Source organism: Rhodococcus sp. NPDC006774 (assembly GCF_040636045.1).
GTDB lineage: Bacteria > Actinomycetota > Actinomycetes > Mycobacteriales > Mycobacteriaceae > Rhodococcoides.
This window is the reverse complement of sequence record NZ_JBEYIW010000002.1, coordinates 84,742-108,364: the sequence shown is the minus strand read 5'-3', so window position 1 is coordinate 108,364 and position 23,623 is coordinate 84,742. Positions and strand designations below refer to the sequence as shown.

General features: G+C 66.4%; 18 protein-coding genes. 8 read left to right on the top strand and 10 right to left on the bottom strand.

All coding sequences use genetic code 11. The features are described from left to right. Positions 1-60: 60 nt before the first annotated feature. A complete protein-coding gene (locus ABZ677_RS03530; RefSeq protein ID WP_094635230.1) occupies positions 61-498 on the bottom strand; it encodes a MarR family winged helix-turn-helix transcriptional regulator in 438 nt (145 codons plus the stop codon). 106 nt (positions 499-604) lie between these two features. Between ABZ677_RS03530 and ABZ677_RS03525 the strand changes: the two genes are divergently transcribed. Beyond that, positions 605-1,681, top strand: a complete 1,077-nt coding sequence (locus ABZ677_RS03525) for a substrate-binding domain-containing protein (protein ID WP_358366639.1) — start codon at positions 605-607, stop codon at positions 1,679-1,681. Here the strand turns inward: ABZ677_RS03525 and ABZ677_RS03520 are convergent. Further along, positions 1,662-2,876 carry a polysaccharide biosynthesis protein gene (locus tag ABZ677_RS03520; protein ID WP_179274834.1) on the bottom strand — a complete coding sequence of 405 codons (1,215 nt, stop codon included), beginning with the start codon at positions 2,874-2,876 and terminating at the stop codon, positions 1,662-1,664. The two genes, ABZ677_RS03525 and ABZ677_RS03520, sit on opposite strands and share 20 nt — an antisense overlap. Between ABZ677_RS03520 and ABZ677_RS03515 the strand changes: the two genes are divergently transcribed. Next, positions 2,875-4,638, top strand: a complete 1,764-nt coding sequence (locus ABZ677_RS03515; protein WP_358366637.1) for a hypothetical protein — start codon at positions 2,875-2,877, stop codon at positions 4,636-4,638. The two genes, ABZ677_RS03520 and ABZ677_RS03515, sit on opposite strands and share 2 nt — an antisense overlap. Here the strand turns inward: ABZ677_RS03515 and ABZ677_RS03510 are convergent. After that, complete coding sequence (locus ABZ677_RS03510; protein ID WP_358367214.1) at positions 4,585-5,805, bottom strand: glycosyltransferase family 4 protein; 1,221 nt, start codon at positions 5,803-5,805, stop codon at positions 4,585-4,587. The two genes, ABZ677_RS03515 and ABZ677_RS03510, sit on opposite strands and share 54 nt — an antisense overlap. An 84-nt stretch (positions 5,806-5,889) precedes the next feature. Between ABZ677_RS03510 and ABZ677_RS03505 the strand changes: the two genes are divergently transcribed. Together ABZ677_RS03505 and ABZ677_RS03500 are read left to right on the top strand one after the other, a co-directional pair. Next, positions 5,890-6,660 carry a class I SAM-dependent methyltransferase gene (locus ABZ677_RS03505; RefSeq protein ID WP_256986535.1) on the top strand — a complete coding sequence of 257 codons (771 nt, stop codon included), beginning with the start codon at positions 5,890-5,892 and terminating at the stop codon, positions 6,658-6,660. Positions 6,661-6,669: 9 nt separating this feature from the next. After that, positions 6,670-7,548, top strand: coding sequence for an ROK family protein (locus tag ABZ677_RS03500; protein WP_358366635.1), 879 nt, complete (start codon positions 6,670-6,672; stop codon positions 7,546-7,548). Between the two features lie 66 nt (positions 7,549-7,614). On the opposite strand, the gene ABZ677_RS03495 is transcribed toward ABZ677_RS03500, so the two are convergent. The 4 genes from ABZ677_RS03495 to ABZ677_RS03480 all read right to left on the bottom strand — a co-directional run bounded on the left by ABZ677_RS03495 (position 7,615) and on the right by ABZ677_RS03480 (position 12,645). Further along, entirely contained in the window at positions 7,615-9,444 is a 1,830-nt protein-coding gene (locus ABZ677_RS03495; protein WP_037195939.1) for a phosphoenolpyruvate carboxykinase (GTP), read from the bottom strand. A 308-nt stretch (positions 9,445-9,752) separates the two neighbouring features. Further along, on the bottom strand, positions 9,753-10,058 hold the full coding sequence (locus tag ABZ677_RS03490; protein ID WP_052048118.1) for a DUF6802 family protein: 306 nt from the start codon (positions 10,056-10,058) through the stop codon (positions 9,753-9,755). Positions 10,059-10,090: 32 nt separating this feature from the next. Continuing rightward, the gene (locus ABZ677_RS03485; protein WP_358366633.1) at positions 10,091-11,620 is read right to left on the bottom strand and encodes a hypothetical protein; all 1,530 of its coding nucleotides are present in this window, start codon (positions 11,618-11,620) and stop codon (positions 10,091-10,093) included. Further along, positions 11,617-12,645, bottom strand: coding sequence for a hypothetical protein (locus ABZ677_RS03480; RefSeq protein WP_358366631.1), 1,029 nt, complete (start codon positions 12,643-12,645; stop codon positions 11,617-11,619). The genes ABZ677_RS03485 and ABZ677_RS03480 overlap by 4 nt, the downstream gene beginning before the upstream one ends. Positions 12,646-12,857: 212 nt before the next feature. On the opposite strand from ABZ677_RS03480, the gene trmB reads away from it, so the two are divergent. The 4 genes from trmB to ABZ677_RS03460 all read left to right on the top strand — a co-directional run bounded on the left by trmB (position 12,858) and on the right by ABZ677_RS03460 (position 19,670). Continuing rightward, positions 12,858-13,616: a tRNA (guanosine(46)-N7)-methyltransferase TrmB gene (trmB, locus tag ABZ677_RS03475; RefSeq protein ID WP_037195945.1), complete on the top strand. Its 759-nt coding sequence runs from the start codon at positions 12,858-12,860 to the stop codon at positions 13,614-13,616. 26 nt (positions 13,617-13,642) lie between these two features. Then, a complete protein-coding gene (locus tag ABZ677_RS03470) occupies positions 13,643-14,317 on the top strand; it encodes an NYN domain-containing protein (RefSeq protein ID WP_358367211.1) in 675 nt (224 codons plus the stop codon). After that, positions 14,318-17,428, top strand: a complete 3,111-nt coding sequence (locus ABZ677_RS03465; RefSeq protein WP_358366629.1) for an MMPL family transporter — start codon at positions 14,318-14,320, stop codon at positions 17,426-17,428. An 88-nt stretch (positions 17,429-17,516) separates the two neighbouring features. Next, positions 17,517-19,670, top strand: a complete 2,154-nt coding sequence (locus ABZ677_RS03460) for an MMPL family transporter (RefSeq protein ID WP_358366627.1) — start codon at positions 17,517-17,519, stop codon at positions 19,668-19,670. Between the two features lie 164 nt (positions 19,671-19,834). Here the strand turns inward: ABZ677_RS03460 and ABZ677_RS03455 are convergent, their stop codons facing one another. From ABZ677_RS03455 to ABZ677_RS03445, 3 genes are all read right to left on the bottom strand, one after another. Continuing rightward, positions 19,835-21,736: a DUF2339 domain-containing protein gene (locus ABZ677_RS03455; RefSeq protein WP_358366625.1), complete on the bottom strand. Its 1,902-nt coding sequence runs from the start codon at positions 21,734-21,736 to the stop codon at positions 19,835-19,837. A 75-nt stretch (positions 21,737-21,811) separates the two neighbouring features. Then, on the bottom strand, positions 21,812-22,462 hold the full coding sequence (locus ABZ677_RS03450) for a DUF1707 domain-containing protein (protein ID WP_037195953.1): 651 nt from the start codon (positions 22,460-22,462) through the stop codon (positions 21,812-21,814). A 21-nt stretch (positions 22,463-22,483) separates the two neighbouring features. Next, positions 22,484-23,596, bottom strand: coding sequence for a glycosyltransferase (locus ABZ677_RS03445; RefSeq protein ID WP_358366623.1), 1,113 nt, complete (start codon positions 23,594-23,596; stop codon positions 22,484-22,486). Positions 23,597-23,623 lie beyond the last annotated feature (27 nt).

The following is a 23,623-nucleotide window of genomic DNA, read 5'->3' as shown; positions in this document are numbered from 1 at the left end:
AAAGTTCACGACCAGGCGAGGGACTGCCGAAGTCGAGCCGATGCCGGAACCCGGCAACGATCACAGGGTGACCGAGGACGCCTTCGCGTTGGTCTCGAGAGAGCGCAGCAAGGATTGCAACTGCTCACGTTCGGATTCGGACGGAAACACAGTGGCCGCGACTGCTTCCATGACCGGAGCCGCCTCGTCGTACTTGGCGCGCCCACGCGCGGTCAGGCGAATGAGCACCTGACGACGATCCACGGTGCCGGTACGACGGTGCACGAGATTGTTGGAGACCAGCCGATTGACGGCCTTGGTCAGCGTCGGCGGCGCGAGCAGCGCGAACTCCGCGGTTTCGGCCATCGTGTGGCCTTCGCCGTCCGACAGCAACGACAGCACCCGCCACTCCTCGAGATCGAGCTCCCACGGGACGAGCGCACCGCGCAACCGGTCCGAGACGGCGCGCTCGACGACGGTGAGCAAACGAGCGGCCGAACCAGCCTCGTCGTGATTCACGCGATCATGCCCCTCTGCTCTTACCTCGCCTGCGGCGCTACAGTCTCCCTCAGCGATTCTAGGGCGAAGCGAGCAGCGAATCGACACGGATCGGACGGACAGCACCATGAACAGCGATCGGTTCGACACGTTTCGCGTCGGTCTGATCTTTCCGATGTCCGGACCGTTCGGCCTGGTCGGCCCGTCGAGTGAACTGTCGGCCCAGCTGGCACGGGACGAACTCAATGCCGCCGCCGGTGTACTCGGCCGGCGCGTCGAGCTGATCTCGATCGACGGCGGTCGCGACCCGGCCGCCGTCGCCCACGAGGTCTCGACCCTGCTCGACGCAGGCACCCTCGACGCAGTCGCGGGGATGCACACCTCGGCAGTCCGTCGAGCCGTGATTCCGGTGGCCACGACCCGAATCCCCTACGTCTACACGTCCCTGTACGAGGGCGGTGACCGCTATCCGGGTCTGTTCATCACCGGCGAGACACCCACCAACCAACTCGTCCCGGCACTGGACTTCCTGGTCCGCGAGTTCGGACGCAGACGGTGGGCAATCGTCGGAAACGACTACGTCTGGCCGCGTAAGAGCGCCACCATCGCGGCCGCCCGGCTCCGGGAACTCGGGGCCAGCGTGGTGCACGCCGAGTTCAGGCCGGTCGGCAGCACCGACTTCGCCACCTCCGTCGGCGCGCTCGAACGATCAGGGGCCGACGGCGCCGTCGTTCTGCTCCTCGGCGACGACGCGGTGTACTTCCATCAGCAATTCGCTGCAGCGGGACTCGACGTCCGATGCGTTCGGCTCAGTCCGCTGATGGACGAGAACATGTTGATCGCGGCAGGCGGAGAGAACACACACGGGCTCTATGTCGCCTCGGGATACTTCGAAACACTGGCCACCGAAGACAGTTTGGGATTCTCCGGCCGATTCGCCCGTGCGTTCGGCGTCGACGCGCCGATCGTCGGTGCTCTGGGGCAATCGTGTTACGAGGGCATCAAGCTGCTGGGTGCACTGGTGAACAGGGCCGGCACCACCGATGTGGGCGTCATCGAATCCATCTCCGATTCGGTGTCGTTCACCGGTGCCCGCGGTCGACTGTCCCTGTCCAACGGCCATGTCTCGCAGCCGATCTACTTGGCGCTGGCCGGCGAAGTCGACTTCGAGATCCTCAGCGAGATCAGACCCGCGAAGGACTGACGCGGTTCCCCCACAACACCAACCCACACACCACCACCATGGTCACCGCGGCAGTCACTGCCGCGACGACGACGAACTGCGCGAGCGTCGACGCCACGAACAGCAACAGCAATACCTCGACGCCGAGGGCGAACCAGGCGACGAGAGCGAGGTGGGTGCGTTCGCCCGCGATTGCCCACAGCAATGCGCTCTGCAGCACGGCCAGGCACGCACCCTGCAGCACGAACAGCCAGACGTACTCCTGCACACCGGAATACGTATCGCCCACGACCAACGGCAACAGCGGAGACGCCAGTGCACCGCCGATAACCAGAACCGTACCGAGCCCCGCGACGACGGCCAGAGCCGACCGCACAGCGGAGGCTGAATGCAGCGGGTTCGCCATCCGCGGATACAGCACGACACCGACGGCCTGCGGCAACCAGAACGCCGCCTTGGACGCAACGGCTCCGACGGCGTACAGCCCGGCCTCGTTGGAGCTGAGCAGCGTGCGCGCCAGCACCAGATCCAGCGCGGACATCGCGATCAACACCAACTGCACCTGCGAGGCCTGCAGCACGGCCAGAACGGTGACCTTGGTTTCCGACACCGAGTTCACCGGCACCCCGGCCGTCCACCGCGCACCGAGCGCCACCACGCCGATGCCCGCGGCCGTGGCCAACAGAACCGAACCGGGCCCACCGCCGAGCACCAACACCAGCACGGCCGGAGCCACCTTGCCGAATCCTGCGGCGGCCAACACCACACTCAGGGCTCCGAATCGCCCACGTCCCTGCAGCAATCCCTGTTCGGCGGCCAACAGCACCAGCACCGGCGCAGCGATGACCGCAGACACGGTCGCCGCCATCGAGACGTCCATGGCCGCGGACAGTGCGGGGGCCAGTGCCAGAGCGAGCACCCCCACCACCGCCGCACACCGATACCCCACTGTTCGCAGTTCACGAGAACTGCGCCCGCGCACCACTTCACGCGCAACGACGGACTGCAACGCCAACGCCGGAACCGCGAGAACCAATTGCGCAGCAAGCAGACTCGCGAATTCTCCGTAGCCCTCGACGCCGAGCATCCGGCTCGCGAGAACCTGCAGCAGGTATGCCGCAACGTTCGCGAACATCGAACCGGCGGTCACCATCCCCATCCCGGCGACCGAGGCACCCGCCGTGTGGTCTGCCTCGGACGAGGCGCGGAAAGACATGAGCCCACGGTATAGGGTGCCGATCATGGCGTGGTCGAGGTCGAGGTGGACACCGCCGCTCTACAGCCTGCTGCTCGCCGTGGTGATTCTCGGCCCGCTGCTCGGCCCCGGCTATCTCCTGCTGCGCGACGCCGTCAGCACTCCCCGTTCCTACTTCACCGACTCGGCCTTGGGAATCGCCGACGCGGCCGCGCGGGCCGTTCCGCAGGACGCCGCTATTGCCGCGCTGACGATGGTGTTCGACGGTGGCCTGGTGGTCAAGACGATTCTGCTGCTGGCCCTGTGGCTGACCGGATGGGGCGCGGCCGTCATGGCGCAGAAGGTACTGCCGACAGCCCCACTACCCGCGCTGCTCGTTGCATCGACGGTGGCGGTGTGGAACCCCTATGTCGCCGAGCGACTGCTGCAGGGGCATTGGAGCCTGCTCGTCGGCTATGCCGCCCTGCCGTGGACCGTGGTCGCCGCGCTCGCCGTCCGGCAGAGTCGTTCCTGGTGGGCGCTCGCAGTCTGTCTCGCTGCTGCCGGGCTCACCCCCACCGGCGCGTTGCTCGCCGCGACCATCGCCCTGGTGGTCCTCGCCCTCCCCGGGGGTGCCCGACGCGGCCTGCGCGTGGTCGGCGCCCCCGGACTGGCGGCGGTGGCGTCGGCACCGTGGCTGGTGGCGACGGCGGTGTCCGGCGGTGGCGTCGAGCAGACGGATCCTGCGGGGTGGGCGGCGTTCGCGGCTCGTGCCGAGCCCGGCCTCGGTACCCTGGGTTCCCTGGCCGGCCTCGGCGGAATCTGGAATTCCGATGCTGTACCCGCCACTCGTACAAGCATTTTCGCGTTCGCAGGCACGGCGCTGCTGCTGACCGTCGTCGCGTTCGGGGTGCGGCCGCTGATCAGGCGCCGAAGAAATCCGGTGATCCTGGGACTCGCTGTCGTTGCGTTGCTTGCCATTGCAGCTCCTGCGCTGGCAGCGACCGGACCGGGGCTGGCAGTCGCCCGGGCTCTGGGCGAGACGGTGCCCGGTGCCGGTCTGCTCCGGGACTCGCAGAAATGGGTCGCGCTGGCGATGCCGATCTATGCGTTGGCCGCCGCGGCTGCGTTTACTCCCCGGCGTCGACCGAATCCGGTGCAACCAACCGCGCTGAGCGCGGTCCAGCGCACCCGATTCGGCAGCGCCGTTGCGATACTGGCCCTGCTGATCGCACTACCCGACCTGGCCTGGGGCGTCGGGAACTCGATGCGGCCGGTGGCGTACCCGGCGTCCTGGCAGGCGGTCGCAGACGAAGTGCAGGGCAGCGCAGGCGATGTCGCGGTACTACCGGCCGGGATGTTCCGCCGCTTTCCGTACAGCGGCAGTGCTCCCGTTCTCGATCCTGCGCCGCGGATGCTGCCGTTGGACGTGTTGCAGACCGGCGAGCTCATCGTCGCGGGCGGCACGGTGCGGGGTGAGGGGGCGCGCGCGACAGAGGTCCAGAATGCGCTGCTCGCAGGCGAATCCATGAACGTGATCGCACAGCTGGGTGTCGGCTGGGTACTGGTGGAGAACACCACCCCCGGCGAGCTCGGCGAATCCTCGCAGACACTGAACTCACTGGATATCGCGTACTCCGACGAGCAACTCACGCTCTACCGAGTACCCGATCCCGTGCTCACCGAAAGCCGCCCAGCTGCAGCCGTGATCGCTGCCCACCTCGCCTGGGCACTACTACTTCTCGGCGGACTAGCGGTAGGACTGCTGGGCCGAATCCGAGTGCTGCGCACCCACCAGACCTGACGACCACGAGCCACGCGTCGTCGCGTCGAGCACCGAGTAGACGCCTTGGGCGCATTGCTCCCAGGAGAACTCCCCTGCGCGCACTCGCGCCTTCTCGCCCAGGCGAGTTCGGGCTTCGGCGTCCTGCAGCAGCTCCGAAACGGCAGCGGTCAGACCGGAGACGTCCCGGTCCTCTTCACTGTCCGAAAGCCCGCCCACCAGAACTCCGGTGACGCCGTCGATGATCGAATCGGTGAGGCCCTTGGAACTTCGGTAGCCGACGGTCGGCACGCCGTGCTGAGCTGCCTCGACGACCGCCAGACCCCAACCCTCCTTGCGGGACGGCATCACGTGCACCCACGAGCGACCTAGCAGCGCGTGCTTGCGGTCCTCGTCCACATGACCGTGGAAAGTGACGAATCGATCGATCCCCAGTTCACTCGCGTAGTCGCGGAGGTTCTGCTCCCACCAACCGCCGCCGATGATGTCGAGGTGAATGTTCGGAATTCGGCCCCGCAGCGCGGCGACGACGTCGAGGGCGTCCTCGATCTGCTTGTGCGGAACCAACCGGGACAGCACTGTCAGCGACGGGTGCGCGGTGCGGGTGCTCTCGTCACCCTCGGGCACCGCCAGGGGAATCTCGTCGGCTCCGTTGCGCACCACGGCGATGCGCTCGCGGTCGACGCCCAGCGCGACCAACTCGTCCGCGGACGGCAACGACACCGTCAGGTACTGATTGCGGCGGTGGACTCTCGGGGACACGGTCGATTCGAGCCACCACCCGAGCTTGGCCATGAGCGGACCCGCGACCGGCCACTGCTCGCGGTGGCAATGGTGCACCAGCAATGTCACCGGTACGCCGAGCGCGGCACGTGAGAAGAAGGGAATGCCGTTCTGGGTGTCGATCACCGCGTCGGGTGCAATGCCTTTGAGCGGGCCGAATCCGAGCCGGCCGGCTGCGATGGCGGCCAGGGCGCGGGGATACACCGACAAGCGTCCACCACCGCGACTGATGCGAATCCCGTCGACGATCTCCTCGGCGGGAGCTCCGGGGTACGACGCCGTCCTCAGCGTGACGCGGACGCCGCGTCGAGCCAGACCTGCGCCCACCTGCTCGAGGTATCGCTCACTGCCGCCGCCCTGCGGGTGCCCGGTATCGCGCCAGCACAGCAACAGAACCTCGCGCACAGCCCGCTTCACCCAATTTCCGCATGTTCGTTTCTCGACCGCCGTCGATTACCGTTGCCACAGTAACCGCTAGGGTTCGTCTTCGTGACTTCCGCCGTGACACGTCTGTTCGCCTCTCGCGCGACACTGCGCCGCTCGGTGAGTCTGCTGAAGGACTTCGGACACGAGCAGAGTGCTCCCGACATCTTCTACGGCGCACTGGCCCGCGATTCCGTGGAGCTGATCGGCGATCTGTATCGGGGCCTGACCGGCACCGACATGTCCGCGGCGACCGTGTTGGACGTGGGCGGCGGACCCGGATACTTCGCCGAGGTCTTCGGTGCGAGCTGCGCGCGCTACCTGCCCGTCGAGCCCGACGCCTCCGAGATGCACGCGGCGGGTCTGCAGATTCCCGGTTCGGTGCGCGGCTCCGGCATGGCACTACCGTTCCGTGACAACAGTGTCGACATCTGCTTCTCTTCGAATGTCGCCGAGCACGTCCGCGAGCCGTGGACCATGGCCGAGGAGATGCTGCGGGTCACCAAGCCCGGCGGGTTGACGGTCCTCTCGTACACCATCTGGTTCGGTCCGTTCGGCGGCCACGAGACCCGGCCCTGGCATTACCTCGGCGGCGAGTACGCGGCCCGCCGCTACGCCCGCACCACCGGTCACGAACCGAAGAATCGATTCGGCGAATCACTGTTCGACATCAGCGCCGCAGACGGATTACGTTGGGCGCGAAGCACTCCCAACGCAACGCTACTGGCCGCATTCCCGCGCTACCACCCCCGCTGGGCATGGTGGATGATGCGCGTTCCGGTACTCCGCGAGTTCCTCGGCAGCAACCTCGTCCTCGTCCTGAAACCGAACACATAGCCTGGAACGATGACGGCACTCGCACTCGACATCGGCGGCACCAAGATGACGGCGGCACTCGTCGGCGACGACGGGCGGCCGGAGAATCCGGTCACGGTGCCGACGCCCGAGTCCGATGTCTGGGACGCCTGCGCCGAGCTGCTTCGAAACACGACCGAATCCGCGACTGTCACTCGGATCGGCGTCGCCTGCTCCGGTCCGGTGGATCTCGAGACGGGGTCGGTCGCACCGATCAACATCGACGAGTGGAAGACCGGCTTCGGTCTGCGCGATCACATCGCCGAGGTCTTCCCCGAAGCCAACGTCCGCCTCGCGATGGACGGCAGCGCAGCGGCACTCGGTGAGCACCGCTTCGGTGCCGCCGTAGGAGTTCCGGACGTGCTGAGTCTGGTGGTGTCGACCGGCATCGGCGGTGGGTTGGTACTGGGCGGGAAGATCGTCGCCGGTGCCAGCGGTAACGCCGGGCACATCGGCCACATCGTCGTTCCCGGTTCGACGACGCCCTGCGCGTGCGGCGGAATCGGATGCGTGGAAACCGTCTCGAGTGGGCCGTCGGCAGTGCGATGGGCGCGCGAGCTGGGTTGGACCGGCAGCACCGGAACCGAATTGGCCGCCGATGCCGCCGCCGGTGAGCCGGTCGCCATCACCTCACTGCAGCGCGCCGGAGTGGCACTGGGTCAGGCGATCGCGTCGGCCGTCGCACTGATGGACGTACGCATGGTGGTGATCGGTGGTGGCTTCGCTCAAGCCGGCCCGCCGCTGTGGAATCCGATTCAGGAGTCGATCGCGCTGCACGCGCGTCTGAAATTCCTCGACGGCCTGCAGGTGGTACCCGCTGCTCTGGGTGGCCTCGGCACCTTGGCCGGGGCAGCCGCGCTCACTGCCTGACCGGGCATACCCACACAGCCAGAACGGGGCCCACCCCTCGGTGAGCCCCGTTCTGTGTCGTGAATACTACGCGCCCAGGCGCTGCTTGAGGGCGTCGAATTCGTCCTGAATTCCGGTGGGCAGCTTCTCGCCGACGAAGTCGAACCACTCCTGGATCAGCGGGATTTCGGCCTTCCACTCGTCGGAGTTCACCGCGAGTGCCTCGGCCACGTCCTCGACGGTGGTGTCGAGTCCGTCGATATCGAGTGCCTCGGCGGTGGGGACCACACCGATCGGCGTCTCGATGCCTGCGGCCTTGTGCTCGATGCGCTCGACGATCCACTTGAGCACGCGCGAGTTCTCACCGAATCCAGGCCACAGGAAGCGCTTGTCGTCGCCGCGACGGAACCAGTTGACGTAGAACACCTTCGGCAGCTTCGACTCGTCGGCGTTCTTGCCGAGGTCGATCCAGTGCTGGAAGTAGTCGCCGACGTTGTAGCCGAGGAACGGCAGCATGGCCATCGGGTCGCGTCGGACGGTTCCGACGGTGCCCTCGGCGGCAGCGGTCTGCTCGGAGCCGACGGTTGCTCCCATGAACACTCCGTGCTGCCAGTCACGAGCTTCGGTCACCAGCGGAACGGTGGTCTTACGACGTCCACCGAACAGGATCGCCGAGATCGGCACGCCCTTCGGGTCGTCCCACTCGGGAGCCATGGACGGGCACTGGGCCATCGGCACGCAGTAGCGCGAGTTGGGGTGCGCGGCATCGGTTCCGGACTCGGGGGTCCAGTCGTTGCCCTTCCAGTCGATCAGGTGCTCGGGCTTGCCTTCGAGGCCCTCCCACCACACGTCGCCGTCGTCGGTCATGCCGACGTTGGTGAACACCGAGTTGCCCTGGTCGATGGTCTTCATCGCGTTGGGGTTCGAGTCCCAGTTGGTACCCGGTGCGACGCCGAAGAAGCCGTACTCGGGGTTGACGGCGTAGAGACGACCGTCCTCACCGAAACGCATCCACGCGATGTCGTCACCGATGGTCTCGGCACGCCAGCCCGGGATGGTCGGCTGAATCATCGCGAGGTTGGTCTTGCCACACGCGGACGGGAACGCCGCGGCAATATAGTACGCCTTGTCCTCGGGCGAGATCAGCTTGAGGATCAGCATGTGCTCGGCGAGCCAGCCCTCGTCGTGAGCCATCGCCGACGCGATACGCAGCGAGTAGCACTTCTTGCCGAGCAGGGCGTTGCCGCCGTAGCCGGATCCGTAGCTCCAGATCTCACGATCCTCGGGGAAGTGCGTGATGTATTTGGTGTCGTTGCACGGCCACGGCACGTCGGCCTGGCCCTCGGCGAGCGGAGCGCCGAGGGAGTGCAGCGCCTTGACGTAGAAACCGTCGTCACCGATCTTGTCGAGTGCGGCCTGGCCCATGCGGGTCATCACGCGCATCGAGACGACAACGTACTCGGAGTCGGTGAGCTCGACGCCCAACTTGGGGTCGGCCGCGTCGAGCGGGCCCATGCAGAACGGCACGACGTACATGGTGCGTCCGCGCATACAACCGCGGTAGAGATCGGTCATGAGCGTCCGCATCTCGGACGGTTCCATCCAGTTGTTGGTGGGACCGGCGTCTATCTCTTCCTTGGAACAGATGTACGTGCGCGACTCGACGCGAGCAACGTCCGACGGGTCGGAGTTGCCGAGGAACGAGTTGGGCTTCTTCTCGTCGTTCAGACGAGTGAAAGTGCCTGCCTCGACCAGCTTGCCGGTCAGGCGCTCCCATTCGGCGTCGGATCCGTCAGCGAACACCACGGAATCCGGTTCGGTCAGTTCGGCTACCTGGGCAACCCAGGCAAGCAGTTCTTTGTGTCGAGTCGGCACATTGTCGGTGCCGCTCAAACCGGGAATGGTGGCTGAGGTCATCTAACTCTCCTGGGGTGAGCCGGAACCGGGAAGTACTCGCACGATCACTGTGGGCAACATGCGCGAGCAGATCTCGGTTTTCCCCTCTCGGCGGGGCGCTGCTCGACCGTTCGAGCCGCAGTACACCATCGTAACGGGTACAGCAAGCCGAGGGTCGAGCGCCGGGTGTCCTGTTGTTCAGGTTAACGCCGAGCGACGTAAATCCGGAAACAGGGTGTTGTCCGATTAGTCACAGGACCGATTCAGATAGGGAAAGATCCGCGCAAGAAGGCGTCTACCAGCGGCGACACCCTCCGCGGACATCCGGACTACAGCTCACCCGATTCGGTCATTTCACCCCGGCCGATACCGTTCGCTTCTCGAAAAATTTCCCAGGATCGGTACTGCCCGTCACGTCCGAACGCTGTGAACTTGTCCGTCACACCGTCGCCGTCGACGTCGGTCGCCACGGTCATCCCGGCGTCGGTACGTCGTACGGTGGTCTCGTAGTGGCCGTCTCCGTCGAGATCGAACAGGTCCGTCGAGACCGCGGGCGCACCCGGGTCGTCGACATCGTGGTGGTCGACCTCCTCCGTGAGGAAACCCCCTGCTGCGAAGCCATCCACCGCGATCATCGACGCTCCTCCCCTCGAACCCGACACTGCACCTACTGACTCCGACGCACCGGCTCGTCGAACGGTTCCGCGCGCGCGGCGGAGAAATGGTCGGGTTCGCGGGGCACGAACGCACCGCGATCAGGTCCGCGGAATCGCTCGAGCCCCCGCTCGAGTGCCGAGAGATCGCGATCGCAGGCAGACAGCAGCGCCGATCGGTGGTCGGCGAGCCGACGCAGCTCGGCATCGACCTCGGCGAGTGCGACGTCGATGCGGGCCACTGCGTCCCTGTCCGCGGTCGCGACGGCGGACGCGAGCATCGACTCGGCATCGAGAATCCGCGAGAGCAATCGCTGCTCCACCGACGATTTCACCCGAGCGAGGCTTTCCTGCATCCAGCCGCGCAGGTGGGCACGGTCGGCCACCAGCGCCCGCGAGCGCGTGATCCACCAGGCGAGCGCACCACCGAGGACGAGGGCGATCACGGTGTTGGCGACGGCCCAGGCCGGCACGAGCGCCATCGGCGACACCACCAGCCGCCCGAGTCCTACCCCCGCCGACGCGCCGACAACGATCATGACGAGATCCTCGATTCCCCGACGCCGGGACGGCTCCCCGATGTCGAGCGGGTCGTCCGCGACACTCGACTCCGCCGGTATCGGCGCGAGCCCGAGATCGGTCTGCACCGTCCGCAAGCGGGCCGTGAGCGCCGCGTCGGCTCGATTCCGGGCTCCGCGCGCGGACTCGGCGACATGCACCGGAAGGTGCGTGAGTTCTGCACGTCCGGCTCCGTCGATCGTGGCTTTGGCCTCGGCAACCAGGGCGCGGAAATCTTCGGCGGCGACATGGAGAGACTCCACGCGCACCCGTTGAATTCGGTTGTGCAGCAGCGCCCGTCGATCGCCACCGAGATTCTCTCGTTCGCCGACGAGCTCGGCTCGCCGCGCTCGGAGTTCGGCCGTATCACTGCCCCCGGTCACCGCGCGCGCTCTCGCCACGATCGACGCTCTGGCTCCGGATGCGCAGTCCTGCACTGCCGCAGCATATTTGCGCTGGGATCCGAGAGCCGTGGCCTGCAGCAGCAGCGCGCCCAGTCGGTCTGCCACTGCTCCGAGACCCGACTCGACAGACATCGCTGTGTCACCGCTCTCCCGGCCCGTGCGCGCCAACCGAACCGAGATCGGATGGAACGTGCACTCCACCGCCCGTGGGACGCACTCGGCAACGACGTCACTGTCGGCCGAGACAATCTCACGCCAGTGTCGATGCACGTCGATCTTGTTCACCACGAACACGACCGGCGTGGATTCGAGGGCTGCTCGCCACTGCTCGACCTCGACGCGGCCCACCGGAGCCGACGCGTCGACGACGATCATCACGACGGCTGCGTCGGCTACCGAGTCCGAGAACTCGATGCCGCCGAGCCGGGACAGCTCACGGCGCAGTTCGGACTTGCCGGACCCAGCGGTACCGGTGAGGTGAACCCCTGCAGGTCTGCTGCCCCTCGCCCTGTCTATCTCGTCGAGTGCACCCGAATTCCAGCGTCGTAGAACGCTTTTCATGTCTTCCGAGAGCGGGGTCATCGGCGCAGCATTCGCACGTGCCCTCGACACAGCGCGAGTGCCGCGCGGCGCACATCGGGGTCACCGGCAGCGGCCGCCCGCCTCTTCCACAGCACCGCCTGCTCCAACGCGACCTGCTCCGAACCGGTCTCGATCGACACCCCCAGACGTAGAGCCGCGTAGCGCATCTCGGCAGCCACCGCTTCGTCGGAGGCCAGGTACGCCTCGACGGCGTCACGAACCCGCCGGTGGCCGGCGGAGATCTCTTGCACTGTGCGATGCAGTTCGGCGTCCCGAGCCGCCGCGGCCGCCGACACGGCCGTGGAGACGGCGGCGATCAGGGCGTCGGCACCGGTGGCGTCGGCCAGCATGCGCACCGCATCGGCGTCGGACACAGCGGGTCGCTGCCGCAGTACGTCGACGAGCAGAGCGAGACCTCGCAGTTCGATACATTCGATCAGCGCGTCTCTGCGACGCGTCGACACCGCGATGTCGGCGGCGCGAAACCGCTCGACGGTCATCAGGTCGGTCGGGCGCAGATCGGCCGACGCGACGGCTCGCACGTCGGCCATGTCCAGAGGCGCACCGGCCCGGCCCACTCCTCGCAATCCCGCCGCGGTCGTTCCCATCACCGGCAGCACCGTCCGCCCCAGCTGCTCCGAGGCCGCTGCGGCCGCGGCTGCGGGATCGTCGAGTGTGTCCGCCTTCGTCAGCACGACGACGGTGCCGTCCAGAACATCCTTCGGCCTGGAACCGAGCAGTGCGGTGTCGACCGACGACACCGCACCCGCGATCACGTGGACGAGCACCTCGCCCTCGCTGCTGTCCGTTCTGCCCTCGTGCCATCGGACATCGAGGCCGTCGGCGTCGAGCGACACCGACCCGACAACGGCGAGAACCGCGGACTTCCCGACGCCGGTGCGGCCGGTCACCCGTGCGGTCATCGGCCGCAGGCGCTCGTGGACGGCGGATTCGACGGCTGCATGTGCGTCGCTCGACGCAGCGCGGTCACGCAATCGGCCCAGACCTGCCTCGGCGACGTCCATGATCGATTCCCCCCAGAACGACCCCGCCGCCACGTTTCAGAGTCGACGCACAGCCCCCTGCTGCGGCACCGATTCTGGCACACGCGGGCGCTCGTGAGCCGGTCGAGAGAAATTGCACGGTTGTAATTAGGCGGGTTCGTCCTGGCGCTGATCAGCGGCAGGACCGCAAGTCTCAACTTCAACTCGAGACCCACCTGTCACACGCCCCGCCGATGCGCGACAATGGACCGGTGAACGAGCCCCAGGACACCTCTGTCGACACCGAGGAGAACGCCGCGCAGACCCAGGAACGGGGCTCACGGCTGTACCCCCGCGTGACGAGTTTCCGCTCTCGGCGCGGAGCGCTGACCGAAGCGCAGCAGACCACCTGGGACAACCTGTGGCCGCGCATCGGTCGTGACGTCGCCGACGAGCAGATCGACGTCGACGCCTGGTTCGGGCGCAGCGGCCCGGCGATTCTCGAGATCGGCTCGGGTACGGGCACGGCCACCACGGCGATGGCCTCGGCCGAGCCGCACGTCAACCTGATGGCCGTCGAGGTCTACCGACCCGGCCTGGCCCAGACACTGCAGCAGATCGAACGAGAGGGCATCGAGAACGTTCGGTTGCTCCGCGGTGACGCGATGGACGTGCTCGAGAACATGCTGTCCTCGGAGTCGTTGACCGGCGTCCGCGTCTTCTTCCCCGACCCGTGGCCCAAGGTTCGGCACCACAAGCGTCGACTGCTGCAGGGTCCGACCTTCGCGATGATCGCGGATCGGTTGAAGCCCGGTGGCGTTCTGCACGTGGCCACCGATCATGCCGAATACGCTGAGTGGATTGCCGAGGCCGGGAACGCCGAGCCCGGTTTGACCGTTCTCGATTGGGAATCGCCCATGACACACGAGCGACCGGTGACGAAGTTCGAGGGCAAGGCACAGCTGGTCGGTAGCTCGGTGACGGAATTGATCTGGGGAAAGAAGACAGCATGAGCGTCAGTACGGACATGCCCGACACCATGGTCGACCCCTCAGAACTCGGCGCGATCGGTGAATCGCGCCACAGCAAACGCGTCCTGCTGGTCTGGGACGCGCCGAACCTGGACATGGGACTCGGCGCAATTCTGGGTGGCCGACCCACCGCCGCCTACCGTCCGCGCTTCGATGCCCTGGGCCGATGGCTGCTCAGCCGCACCGCCGAACTGTCCACCTCCGGCACCGCGACACTCGAACCCGAGGCCACGGTGTTCACCAACATCGCCCCCGGCAGCGCAGATGTGGTCCGACCCTGGGTCGAAGCATTGCGTAACGTGGGCTTCGCGGTGTTCGCCAAGCCCAAGGTCGACGAAGACAGTGACGTCGACGCAGACATGCTCGACCACATCGACTTCCGCAACCGTGACGGCGGCCTCGCCGGGGTCATGGTCGCGTCCGCCGACGGTCAGGCGTTCAAGGGGCCGCTGGAGGCCATCGCAGCAACCGGAGTGCCCGTACAGGTATTGGGCTTCCGGGAGCACGCAAGCTGGGCTGTCACGTCGGACATCCTGGAATTCCTCGACCTCGAGGACATCCCGGGTGTCTTCCGCGAGCCACTGCCACGGGTGAGTCTGGATTCGCTTCCCGACGAAGGCGCGTGGCTGCAGCCCTTCCGACCGCTGTCCGCCCTGCTCGTCGGGCGCCAAGGAGTTTCTTAAGTGTTCGCCAGATGGGGAGACATCGTCTACCGGCTGCGGTACACCGTTATCGGTGTCATGGTGGCCGGACTGCTGGGCTTCGCCGCCTACGGTCTCGATCTCAACAGCCATCTCAGTCAGAGCGGTTGGGACGATCCGACGTCGGAATCGGCTCAGGCCGCCCGTCTGGCAGACACCACCTTCGGTCGCGACAAGCAGGGTGACGTCATCGTCCTCTACACCGCGCCGCAGGGCTCGACCATCGACGATCCGGCGTTCCAGTCGGCGATCACCGATAATTTGAACTCTCTGGTCGCCGACCATCCGGACCAGATCGAGAAGATCAACGGCACCTACTTCCCCGGGACGGGCGCGCCCAATCTCGCCGCGCTCGGCACCACCGACAAACAACACGCCATCGCCAGCATCGCCATCGCCGGTGCCAACGACACCGAACTGACCAACAACTTCCAAGCCGTCAAGGACGTCTTCTACATCGACGGCGTGAACGTGCAGGTGACCGGCTTGCAGGCCGTCGCAGGCGCGTTGCAGTCGACGATGGCCGGCGACATCCAACGCATGGAAATCCTGGCCATCCCTGCCGTGGCGGTGCTGCTGTTCTTCATCTTCGGCGGCGTCGTGGCCGCCGCGCTCCCGTTGATCATCGGTGGTCTGACGGTCGTCGGAGCCAACGGCATCGTGAAGGTGTTCACCAACTTCACCGAGGTCAATTCGTTCGTCGCACCCGTGGTCTCGCTCGTCGGCCTCGGCTTGGCCATCGACTACGGATTGTTCATCGTCTCGAGATTCCGAGAGGAACTCGGCGACGGCTACTCGACGCCACAGGCCGTGCGCCGGACGGTCATGACGGCCGGTCGAACCGTGGTGTTCTCCGCGACGATGATCGTCGCGTCCCTCGGTGGTCTGTTGCTGTTTCCGCAGGGCTTCCTCAAGTCCGTGGCCTACGGCTCCATCGCCACCGTCGCACTCGCGGCCCTGACGGCCATCACGATCCTGCCCGCGATGCTCGCCATCCTCGGCCCTCGCGTCGACGCGCTCGGTCTGAAGTTCATGCGCAAAACCAAGTCGAGCGAGGAGATCGAGAACGGCATGTGGGGCCGCCTCACCCGCTGGGTGATGCGCAACCCCGTCAAGGTCACCGTGCCCATCGTGCTCGGCTTGGTGCTCCTGACGCTGCCGGTCGGCAACATCAAGTTCGGCGGCATCAACGAGACCTATCTGCCTCCCGACAACGTCACCCGCGAAGCGCAGGGCGAGTTCGATTCGCTCTTCCCCGGCCAGCGCACCGAGCCGATCAAGTTGGTGATCAGCAATGCGCAGGGGGCCAACCTCGCAGCGATCACCAACCAGGCCAACAATGCGCCAGGTTTGATCGAGCAGTTCACTCCCAACGGGGCCAGCAAGGACGGCATCATCGTCTTCAAGGCCGGGCTGGTCGATCGCAACGACTCCAAGCCCGCCATCGACTTCCTCCGCAGTATCGACGTGCCCGAAGGAGCGTCGGTTCTCGTCGGCGGCACACCTGCCATCGAGCAGGACTCGATCAGTGCACTCATCGACAAGCTTCCGTTGATGGCCGTCCTGGTGGTGTTCATCGTGACGCTGCTGATGTTCCTGACGTTCGGATCGTTGGTGTTGCCGATCAAGGCGGTGCTCATGACCGTCCTCGGCCTCGGTGCCACCATGGGCATATTGACGTGGATATTCATCGACGGCAACGGGGCAGGGCTGATGAATTTCACCCCTGGTCCGATCATGGCACCGGTATTGGTGCTGATCATCTCGATTGTGTTCGGCTTGTCCACCGACTACGAGGTCTTCTTGCTCTCCCGCATGGTCGAGGCGCGCGAAAAGGGTGCCAGCACAAGCGAAGCCATCCGTATTGGAACCTCGCATACCGGACGCATCATCACCGCCGCTGCCCTGATCCTCATCGTCGTCACCGGAGCGTTCGCGTTCTCGGATCTGGTGATGATGAAGTACATCGCCTACGGCATGATCGCCGCCCTCATCATCGACGCCACCCTCATCCGCATGTTCCTCGTGCCGGCGACGATGAAACTGCTCGGCGACGACTGCTGGTGGGCACCGCAGTGGATGAAGCGAATCCAGAAGAAACTCGGACTCGGCGAGACCATCCTCGAGGACGAGCTGCTCCCCATCGACAACGTGCCCGAGCTCGCGCTCGCAGGCGGTGCACCGTCGAGTACGGTCGCGCCGCCGATGCGTCCGGCACCGCGCCGTAACGAGCCGCTCACCGAACCCATTCCAGTGGTCGCACCACACGGCGGGGGACCCATCCGGGCGACCCACGCCGCGAAGGAAGAATCCCGGCGCAGCGTGACGGGGCGTCCGGCAACCCCACCCGAGCCGACCCGTGCTCCCGCCACACCTCCGGCACCGGCCGCTCGACCTACCGCAACCCCTTCCCCGACCCAGGCAGCTCCGCAGGAACAACCCGCTCCTCGGCCTGCCCCGAGCCGACCGGTGGCCCCGCGCCCGACCGTCGAACCGGAACCGACGCAGGCAGCAGACGTCGTCCGGCCCGCACCGCCGATCAACCCGGTGGCTGCTCCCCCGTCGGCTCAGCCGCCACGCGCACCGAGCGCACCGCGTCCGCCGGTCGCACCGCCGAGTCGAACCCGGGCTGCTCGCACACCTCGGGCCGAGGAACCGGATTCGCGTTCCATCGAGAGCTGGCTCGCCGATCTGCGAGCACCCAGCGCATCACCACCCCCGAGCACACCGCGCAACGGTTCGACCTCGAACGGCTCGAGCCACAGCGACTCGAACCACACCGGTCCCGACGAGAACAGCTCGACGCAGAACGGTGCCGAACGCAACGGCCACAGCAACAACGGTTCCGAACGCACCGGCACCGAACGCAACAGCAGCAACGGGTCCGAGAGAAACGGCACGGAGCCGACCGGTACCGATCGCAACGGCAGCAACGGATCCGCGTCGAGCGAATCCCCGTCCGAGAAGCCGTCGGGTCGCCGGGCCGCACCGACCACCGAGGGCGGCGACAGCGGTCGTCATCGCGGCGGCGAGAACGGACACGTGCTCAGCGTCAGCGAACTGCTCGCGCGCGAGCGCAACCGCTCACGCTGACGCAGATGTGATTGGCTTGCCTCGTCGGCCGAACTGTTCGCCGACGAGGCGGCGGTAGTCGCGTGGATCCGGGGGGAGTTGCACACACGTGTTCGTTCGATGGGGAAATTTCGTCCACCGACTCCGGTACACCGTTCTCGGTGTCATGGTGGCCGGGCTGTCGATCCTGGCGGCGTACGGCTGGGATCTCACCGACCACCTGAGCCAGAGCGGTTTCGACGATCCCACGTCGCAATCTGCTGCTGCGAACAACCTCGCCGAGGAGACGTTCGGCCGCAATGCCGAGGGTGATGTGATCGTCCTCTACACCGCGCCCGAGGGGTCGACCATCGACGACCCGGCATTCGACGCTGCGGTCGTCGCCAATCTCGATTCACTGGTGGCCGATCACCCGGACCGCATCGCGAAAATCAACGGCAGCTACTTCCGGACTGCCGAAGCCCCGGTGCTGGCGGCGCTGGGCACCACGGACAAGCAGCACGCCATCGCCAGCATCGCGATCGTCGGCACCAACGACACCGAGCTGACCGAGAACTTCCAGGCCGTCCAGAACGCCTTCTACATCGACGGCGTCGACGTACAGGTCGCCGGCCAACAAGCCGTCGCGGCCGCACTCCAGTCGACGATGACCGACGACATCCACCGCATGGAGATCCTCGCCATCCCGGCGGTGGCGGTGCTGCTGTTCTTCGTGTTCGGCGGCGTCGTGGCCGCTGCGCTGCCGCTCATCGTCGGCGCGCTGACCGTCGTCGGTGCCAACGGCATCGTGAAGCTGTTCACCCACTTCACCGAAGTGAACACCTTCGTCGCACCGGTGGTGTCGCTGGTGGGACTCGGCCTGGCGATCGATTACGGACTGTTCATCGTGTCGCGTTTCCGAGAGGAACTGGGTGACGGCCGGTCGACGCCCGATGCCGTCCGTCGATCGGTCATGACGGCCGGTCGTACGGTGGCGTTCTCGGCGACGATCATCGTCGCGTGCCTCGGCGGTCTGTTGCTGTTTCCGCACGGGTTCCTGCGGTCGGTGGCCCTGGGTTCGATTGCGACGGTTGCACTCGCGGCGCTGACCGCGATCACCGTCCTGCCGGCCATTCTGTCCATACTGGGCCCACGTGTCGACGCGCTCGGTCTGGCATTCATGCGCAAGACCAAGTCCTCGGAGGAGATCGAGAACGGGATGTGGGGCAAGCTCACCACCTGGGTGATGCGCAACCCCATCAAGGTGGTCGTCACCATCGTGCTCGGACTGCTGGCGCTGACGCTTCCGATCGGGAACCTCGCGTTCGGCGGCATCAACGAAACGTATCTGCCACCGGACAATCCGACGCGAGTGGCGCAGGAACAGTTCGACGAACTGTTCCCCGGCCAGCGCACCGAGCCGATCGAATTGGTCATCCAGAACGCCCAGGGGTCGAACCTCGCCGCCATCACCACCCAGGCGAACAACGCACCCGGCCTGGTCGAGCAGTTCACCCCGGTCGGCGCCAGCAAGGACGGCATCATCGCCTTCAAGGCCGGACTGATCGATCGCAACGACGCAGCGCCCGCCATCGAGTTCCTGCGCAGCATCGACACTCCCGAGGGCACCTCGATGGAAGTGACGGGAACGCCTGCAATCGAACGGGATTCGATCGATGCACTGGTGGACCGTCTACCCCTGATGGCGGTACTGGTCGTTCTCATCGTCACGGTTCTGATGTTCCTGACGTTCGGCTCCTTGGTGTTGCCGATCAAGGCGGTGCTGATGACGACCCTCGGGCTCGGTGCCACGATGGGCATTCTGACGTGGATCTTCATCGACGGCCACGGCGCGGCGTGGCTGAATTTCACGCCCGGGCCGATCATGGCGATGATTCTGCTGCTGATCGCCGCCATCGTGTTCGGACTGTCCACCGACTACGAGGTGTTCCTACTCTCCCGCATGGTCGAAGCTCGCGAAAATGGTGCCAGCACAAGCGAAGCCATTCACATCGGCACCTCGCATACCGGACGCATCATCACCGCGGCAGCGTTGATTCTCATCGTCGTCACCGGAGCATTCGCGTTCTCGGATCTGGTGATGATGAAATACATCGCCTACGGCATGATCGCCGCCCTCATCATCGATGCAACCGTCATTCGGATGTTCCTGGTGCCCGCGACGATGAAGTTGCTCGGCGACGCGAGCTGGTGGGCACCGGCCGGCATGAAGCGCATGCAACGCAAACTCGGACTCGGCGAAACGGTTCCGAAAGACGACTGACGCGCCGCCGTGCCGCCGCCCCGCAACGCGTCAATGGACCACTGCACCGCCGAGACGTATGCAACGGTCCATTCACGCGGTCTGGCCGGCCCAGGTCGGACGCGTGAATGGACCATTGCACACCGTCGAGACGTATGCAATGGTCCATTGACGCAGCAGGGGGGTCAGGAGGAAACTGCCGCACTTTCTCGGTCCGCGAACACCTTGGCGTATCGGGTGCCGGCGATCAGCAGCAGTAGTCCCACTGCAATGAAGGCGATGACCCGGAAGAGTCCGTCCAGGGCGACGAGGTCGAACAGGAACAGTTTTGCGATGGCCGCGGCGGTCAAGGACAGTCCGGCCAGCAGGGCGAGATGGGCGTGGGTGACGCTGCGCAGTCCGAAGGCCAGGAGTGCGAAGGCTGCGATCATCCACTCGATGGTCGCCGCGGTGTGACCTGCAGTGAATCCTGTTGTTTCGCCGCCGATTCCGATGCCGAGAGTCACCGTTGCCGACGTCAGGCCGTACAGCGCGAGTACGCCGGAGACGATGCCGAGGGTCTGCAGTCCGTCGTCGACCAGTTTCAGTTCGGCCAGCACGTAGGCGAAGGCGAATGCCGTTGCAGCGAGCAGGATTCCGCCGAGTGCGATACCGACGCTGCCCACTGCGTGATCGGAGTCCAGCAGCGCCTGTGGCGGACTGACCGAGACGAACATCAGTGCGCCGATCACGCCGAATCCGCTGCCGATCGAGTATGCGAGTGTCGAGCGGGTGCTGTGGGCCACCGCAATCAGGGCCAAGGCGACGGCGAACAGCACGACCGGGCGAATCTCGAGGGTCGTCGACTCGACTGCGGCCTGCAGCGTCGCCAGGGCTCCGATGACCGCGACGGTGATGCGAGCGTGCCCCGGCAACCAGCTCACCAGAATCACGATCGCCACAGCTGCAGCGGCAAGAACCAGTTGGACAGAGACGGTCGCGGCGCGTTCGAAAACGTCTGCGGACACCAGCACCGGCACAGATGCGAGAGCGATCATGACGGTGGCGACCACATCGGAGACGTTGCGGCGCAACAACTCCAGTGAGGTGCCGATGCCGAAGACGGCCACCGACACGACGGCCAGGAGTAGCCAGAGGTCGCCGGTGGATCCGGACAGATCGACACTCGCGATGGCAGCCAGCACCGCACCGACGAGGGGTACGGTCCGAACGACCTGCAGGAGTTGCCAATTGCGGCCGATCTGAGCCGGGAAGCTGGCGACGTACGTGGCGATGAGGAACGCGATCAGGGTCAGGGTGAGGCCGTCGGTCAGCACCGGTCCACACACCGCGACGCCGGCGAGAATCAGCACCGCCATCGGCTGCGACTTCCACTGCACTGCGAGTGCCGTTCCGGCTGCGGCAATTCCGAATGCGGTGATCAGCCCGAGTACGGGATCGAGCCAGCCGTACAGGACGGACGTCGCGAGTACATCGAGGTACAGGCCCGCGATGCCGGTGGCGGCGAGGGCGATTCCGCCGACGCGGCCGCCCGAGCGGCCGAACACTCGGACGCCTGCACCGATCAGCGCGAGTGAGAACACCGCGCCCGCGGCGACCCGCAGCGGAGGGCCGAACCACCCGGCCTGGGCAGCGAGGACGAGCAGCATCACCACACCGACGAGGGTGACGCCCGCACCTGCGACAGCCAACAGACGACTGATGACACCGTCACGCTGCCACCACGGTTCGCGCGGCGGAGCCGGCGGTCGATGTGCGACGACCGGCCCCCGGGGTGGTGCGGGGTAGGTCATGGCGGGCTGGGGCCGCACCATCTGCCGGCCCGTCGGCTGACGGACCGAGTGGCCGAACGGCTGACCGTAGGGCTGCGGAGGCAACGGCGGCGACGCGACAGGCGGCGGAACGGCAGGAGCCGACGGTGCGGGTGCCTGCCGCGTCGGAGCGGGAGCCGTTGCGACACCGAGCTGCGACTGCAACGTCTGCAGATCGACGGCCACCTGGCGCATGTGGTCGCCCAGCGAATCGAAGCGGCTGGACAGTCGCGCGACGAGTTGCGGATCCAGCCCGGAGTTCTGGGAAGAAGTCATGGGTTAGATCCTGCGACCGTCGCGGTCGAAAAGCGTGAGTAGTGCTACTCGGATCACTCGAGTAGAAGCGCCTCGCTAGCCGAACATACGACGGATCGAGCTACCGAACGGATGCTTGGCGGTCACCGAACCCAAGCGAACCTTGCCCGAGACCACAAGATGCAGCGGCCCGTACGGCGGGCCGGTGCGAACCTTGTTGGTAGCGCTACCCGCCACCGTCTCGACGCGGTTGAGATCGACCGTCGCCTCGGTCGGCACGATCAGCGTCACGGTGCTGCAGTAATCGTCGACGTGAATCTCGACCACCTGCGTCGACATGACCGCCTGGGTGAAGTCGAGTGTCACCGTCGACATGCGGGTGGAGACACGCAGATTCGCAGGTACGTTCCACGGTCCCTTACGGGTGACCGTGGACATCGTGCCGCGCAGTGTGTCCGACGCGCCGCTGCTGTGCCCCCAGTGCTCCTGAACGACGCGGCCCGGGGCCGGTTGCGGGGTGGGCGCGGCGAAGGGTTTCGGTGCCGGGCGATGCTCCTCGGCGATCTGCATCCCGGGCAGGTCGGCGAGAACCGAGTTCAGTTCACCGCGGGTCTTCGACGCCAATGCGGTGTCCATTCGCTCGGTGAACTCGCCGAGCGACAACATGCCCTGGCCCACGGCGCGCTGCAGCAGCTCTCCGACGTGTTCGCGTTCGGCATCGGACACTCTCAGATCCCTTGCCTCCATGCGTTCAGGGTAGCGAAGATCTCAGGCCACGCGACCGCCCAGTACGGAAAGCATTCCGGACACCGATGCGGGCCATCCGAACTGTTCGGCGCGCAACCTGGCGGCGATGCGGCGGCCGTCGACCGGTAGTTCGAGAACTCGCTGTATCTCGGCGGCGAATCCGTCTGCGGTGTTCTCCGAGGATCCGCCGCAGTGCGGGGTGACGATCTGCGCCAGCGCCGAGGTCTCCGAGACGACGACGGGGGTGCCTGCGGCGAGCGATTCCAGCGCGGCGAGCCCGAACGTCTCATGTGGTCCCGGCGCGAGAGCGATGTCCGCCGAGGCCAGCAGGGCTGCGACGGCCGATCTGCCGTCGACGAAACCGAGGAAGTCGACGGGCAGACCGCGGGCGCGTCGTTCGAGACCGGCTCGGCGGGGGCCGTCGCCGGCGATGATCAGCCGCGCCCGCATTCCCGAATCACACAGTGCAGCAAGTGAATCGATGCTTCTCTCGACGTGCTTCTCCACCGAGAGCCGGCCGCAGTGCACGAGCAGTCGATCGGCACTGCCCAGCCATGCGGATCGTTCGCCTGCCTGCCGGCGACGCGGATGGAAGAGGTCGAGATCCACGCCGAGCGGCACTCGGTGCACGTTGCGAACACCGATGCGGTCGAACTCCTGTCTCGCGAACTCCGTGGTGCACACGACGGCGTCGAACGAGTCGGCGGTGCGACGGTTGGCCATGTCCGCGATGGGGCGGGCGCAGCGCATCGGCATCGTCTGCGCAAGCAGTCGGTCCAGGCGTTCGTGGGAGATCATCACGCTGCGCACGTCTCGGCGCGCGGCCCAGGCACCCATTCCGCGCAGCGTCAGTCGGTCCGACACCTCGATCACGTCGGGCCGCAGTCCGGCCGCCACCGAGGACACCCGGCGCGGGTCGGCCACCCGATACCCGCCGGTGAGCGGGATCTGCGGTGCCGGCACCTCGATGCGCACCACTCCCGACGGCAGGAGCGTCTCGCTTCGTCGATCTCCCGGCACGATCAGAGTCACCTCGTGGCCGTCGGCGACGTACCCCGATCCGAGCTGGTCGACGGCCGTCCGCAATCCCCCGGACCGTGGTCCGTAGAAGTTGGCGAGCTGGACGATGCGCACTCGACCAGTCTTCCCAGCGACAAGTCC

Coding starts and splice junctions, on each gene's coding strand:
- ABZ677_RS03525 (WP_358366639.1), top strand. CDS start 605: ATGAACAGCGATCGGTTCGACACGTTTCGCGTCGGTCTGATCTTTCCG.
- ABZ677_RS03515 (WP_358366637.1), top strand. CDS start 2,875: ATGAGCCCACGGTATAGGGTGCCGATCATGGCGTGGTCGAGGTCGAGG.
- ABZ677_RS03520 (WP_179274834.1), bottom strand. CDS start 2,876: ATGTCTTTCCGCGCCTCGTCCGAGGCAGACCACACGGCGGGTGCCTCG.
- ABZ677_RS03500 (WP_358366635.1), top strand. CDS start 6,670: ATGACGGCACTCGCACTCGACATCGGCGGCACCAAGATGACGGCGGCA.
- ABZ677_RS03495 (WP_037195939.1), bottom strand. CDS start 9,444: ATGACCTCAGCCACCATTCCCGGTTTGAGCGGCACCGACAATGTGCCG.
- ABZ677_RS03490 (WP_052048118.1), bottom strand. CDS start 10,058: ATGATCGCGGTGGATGGCTTCGCAGCAGGGGGTTTCCTCACGGAGGAG.
- ABZ677_RS03485 (WP_358366633.1), bottom strand. CDS start 11,620: ATGACCCCGCTCTCGGAAGACATGAAAAGCGTTCTACGACGCTGGAAT.
- ABZ677_RS03480 (WP_358366631.1), bottom strand. CDS start 12,645: ATGGACGTCGCCGAGGCAGGTCTGGGCCGATTGCGTGACCGCGCTGCG.
- trmB (WP_037195945.1), top strand. CDS start 12,858: ATGCGCGACAATGGACCGGTGAACGAGCCCCAGGACACCTCTGTCGAC.
- ABZ677_RS03470 (WP_358367211.1), top strand. CDS start 13,643: ATGGTCGACCCCTCAGAACTCGGCGCGATCGGTGAATCGCGCCACAGC.
- ABZ677_RS03455 (WP_358366625.1), bottom strand. CDS start 21,736: ATGACTTCTTCCCAGAACTCCGGGCTGGATCCGCAACTCGTCGCGCGA.
- ABZ677_RS03450 (WP_037195953.1), bottom strand. CDS start 22,462: ATGGAGGCAAGGGATCTGAGAGTGTCCGATGCCGAACGCGAACACGTC.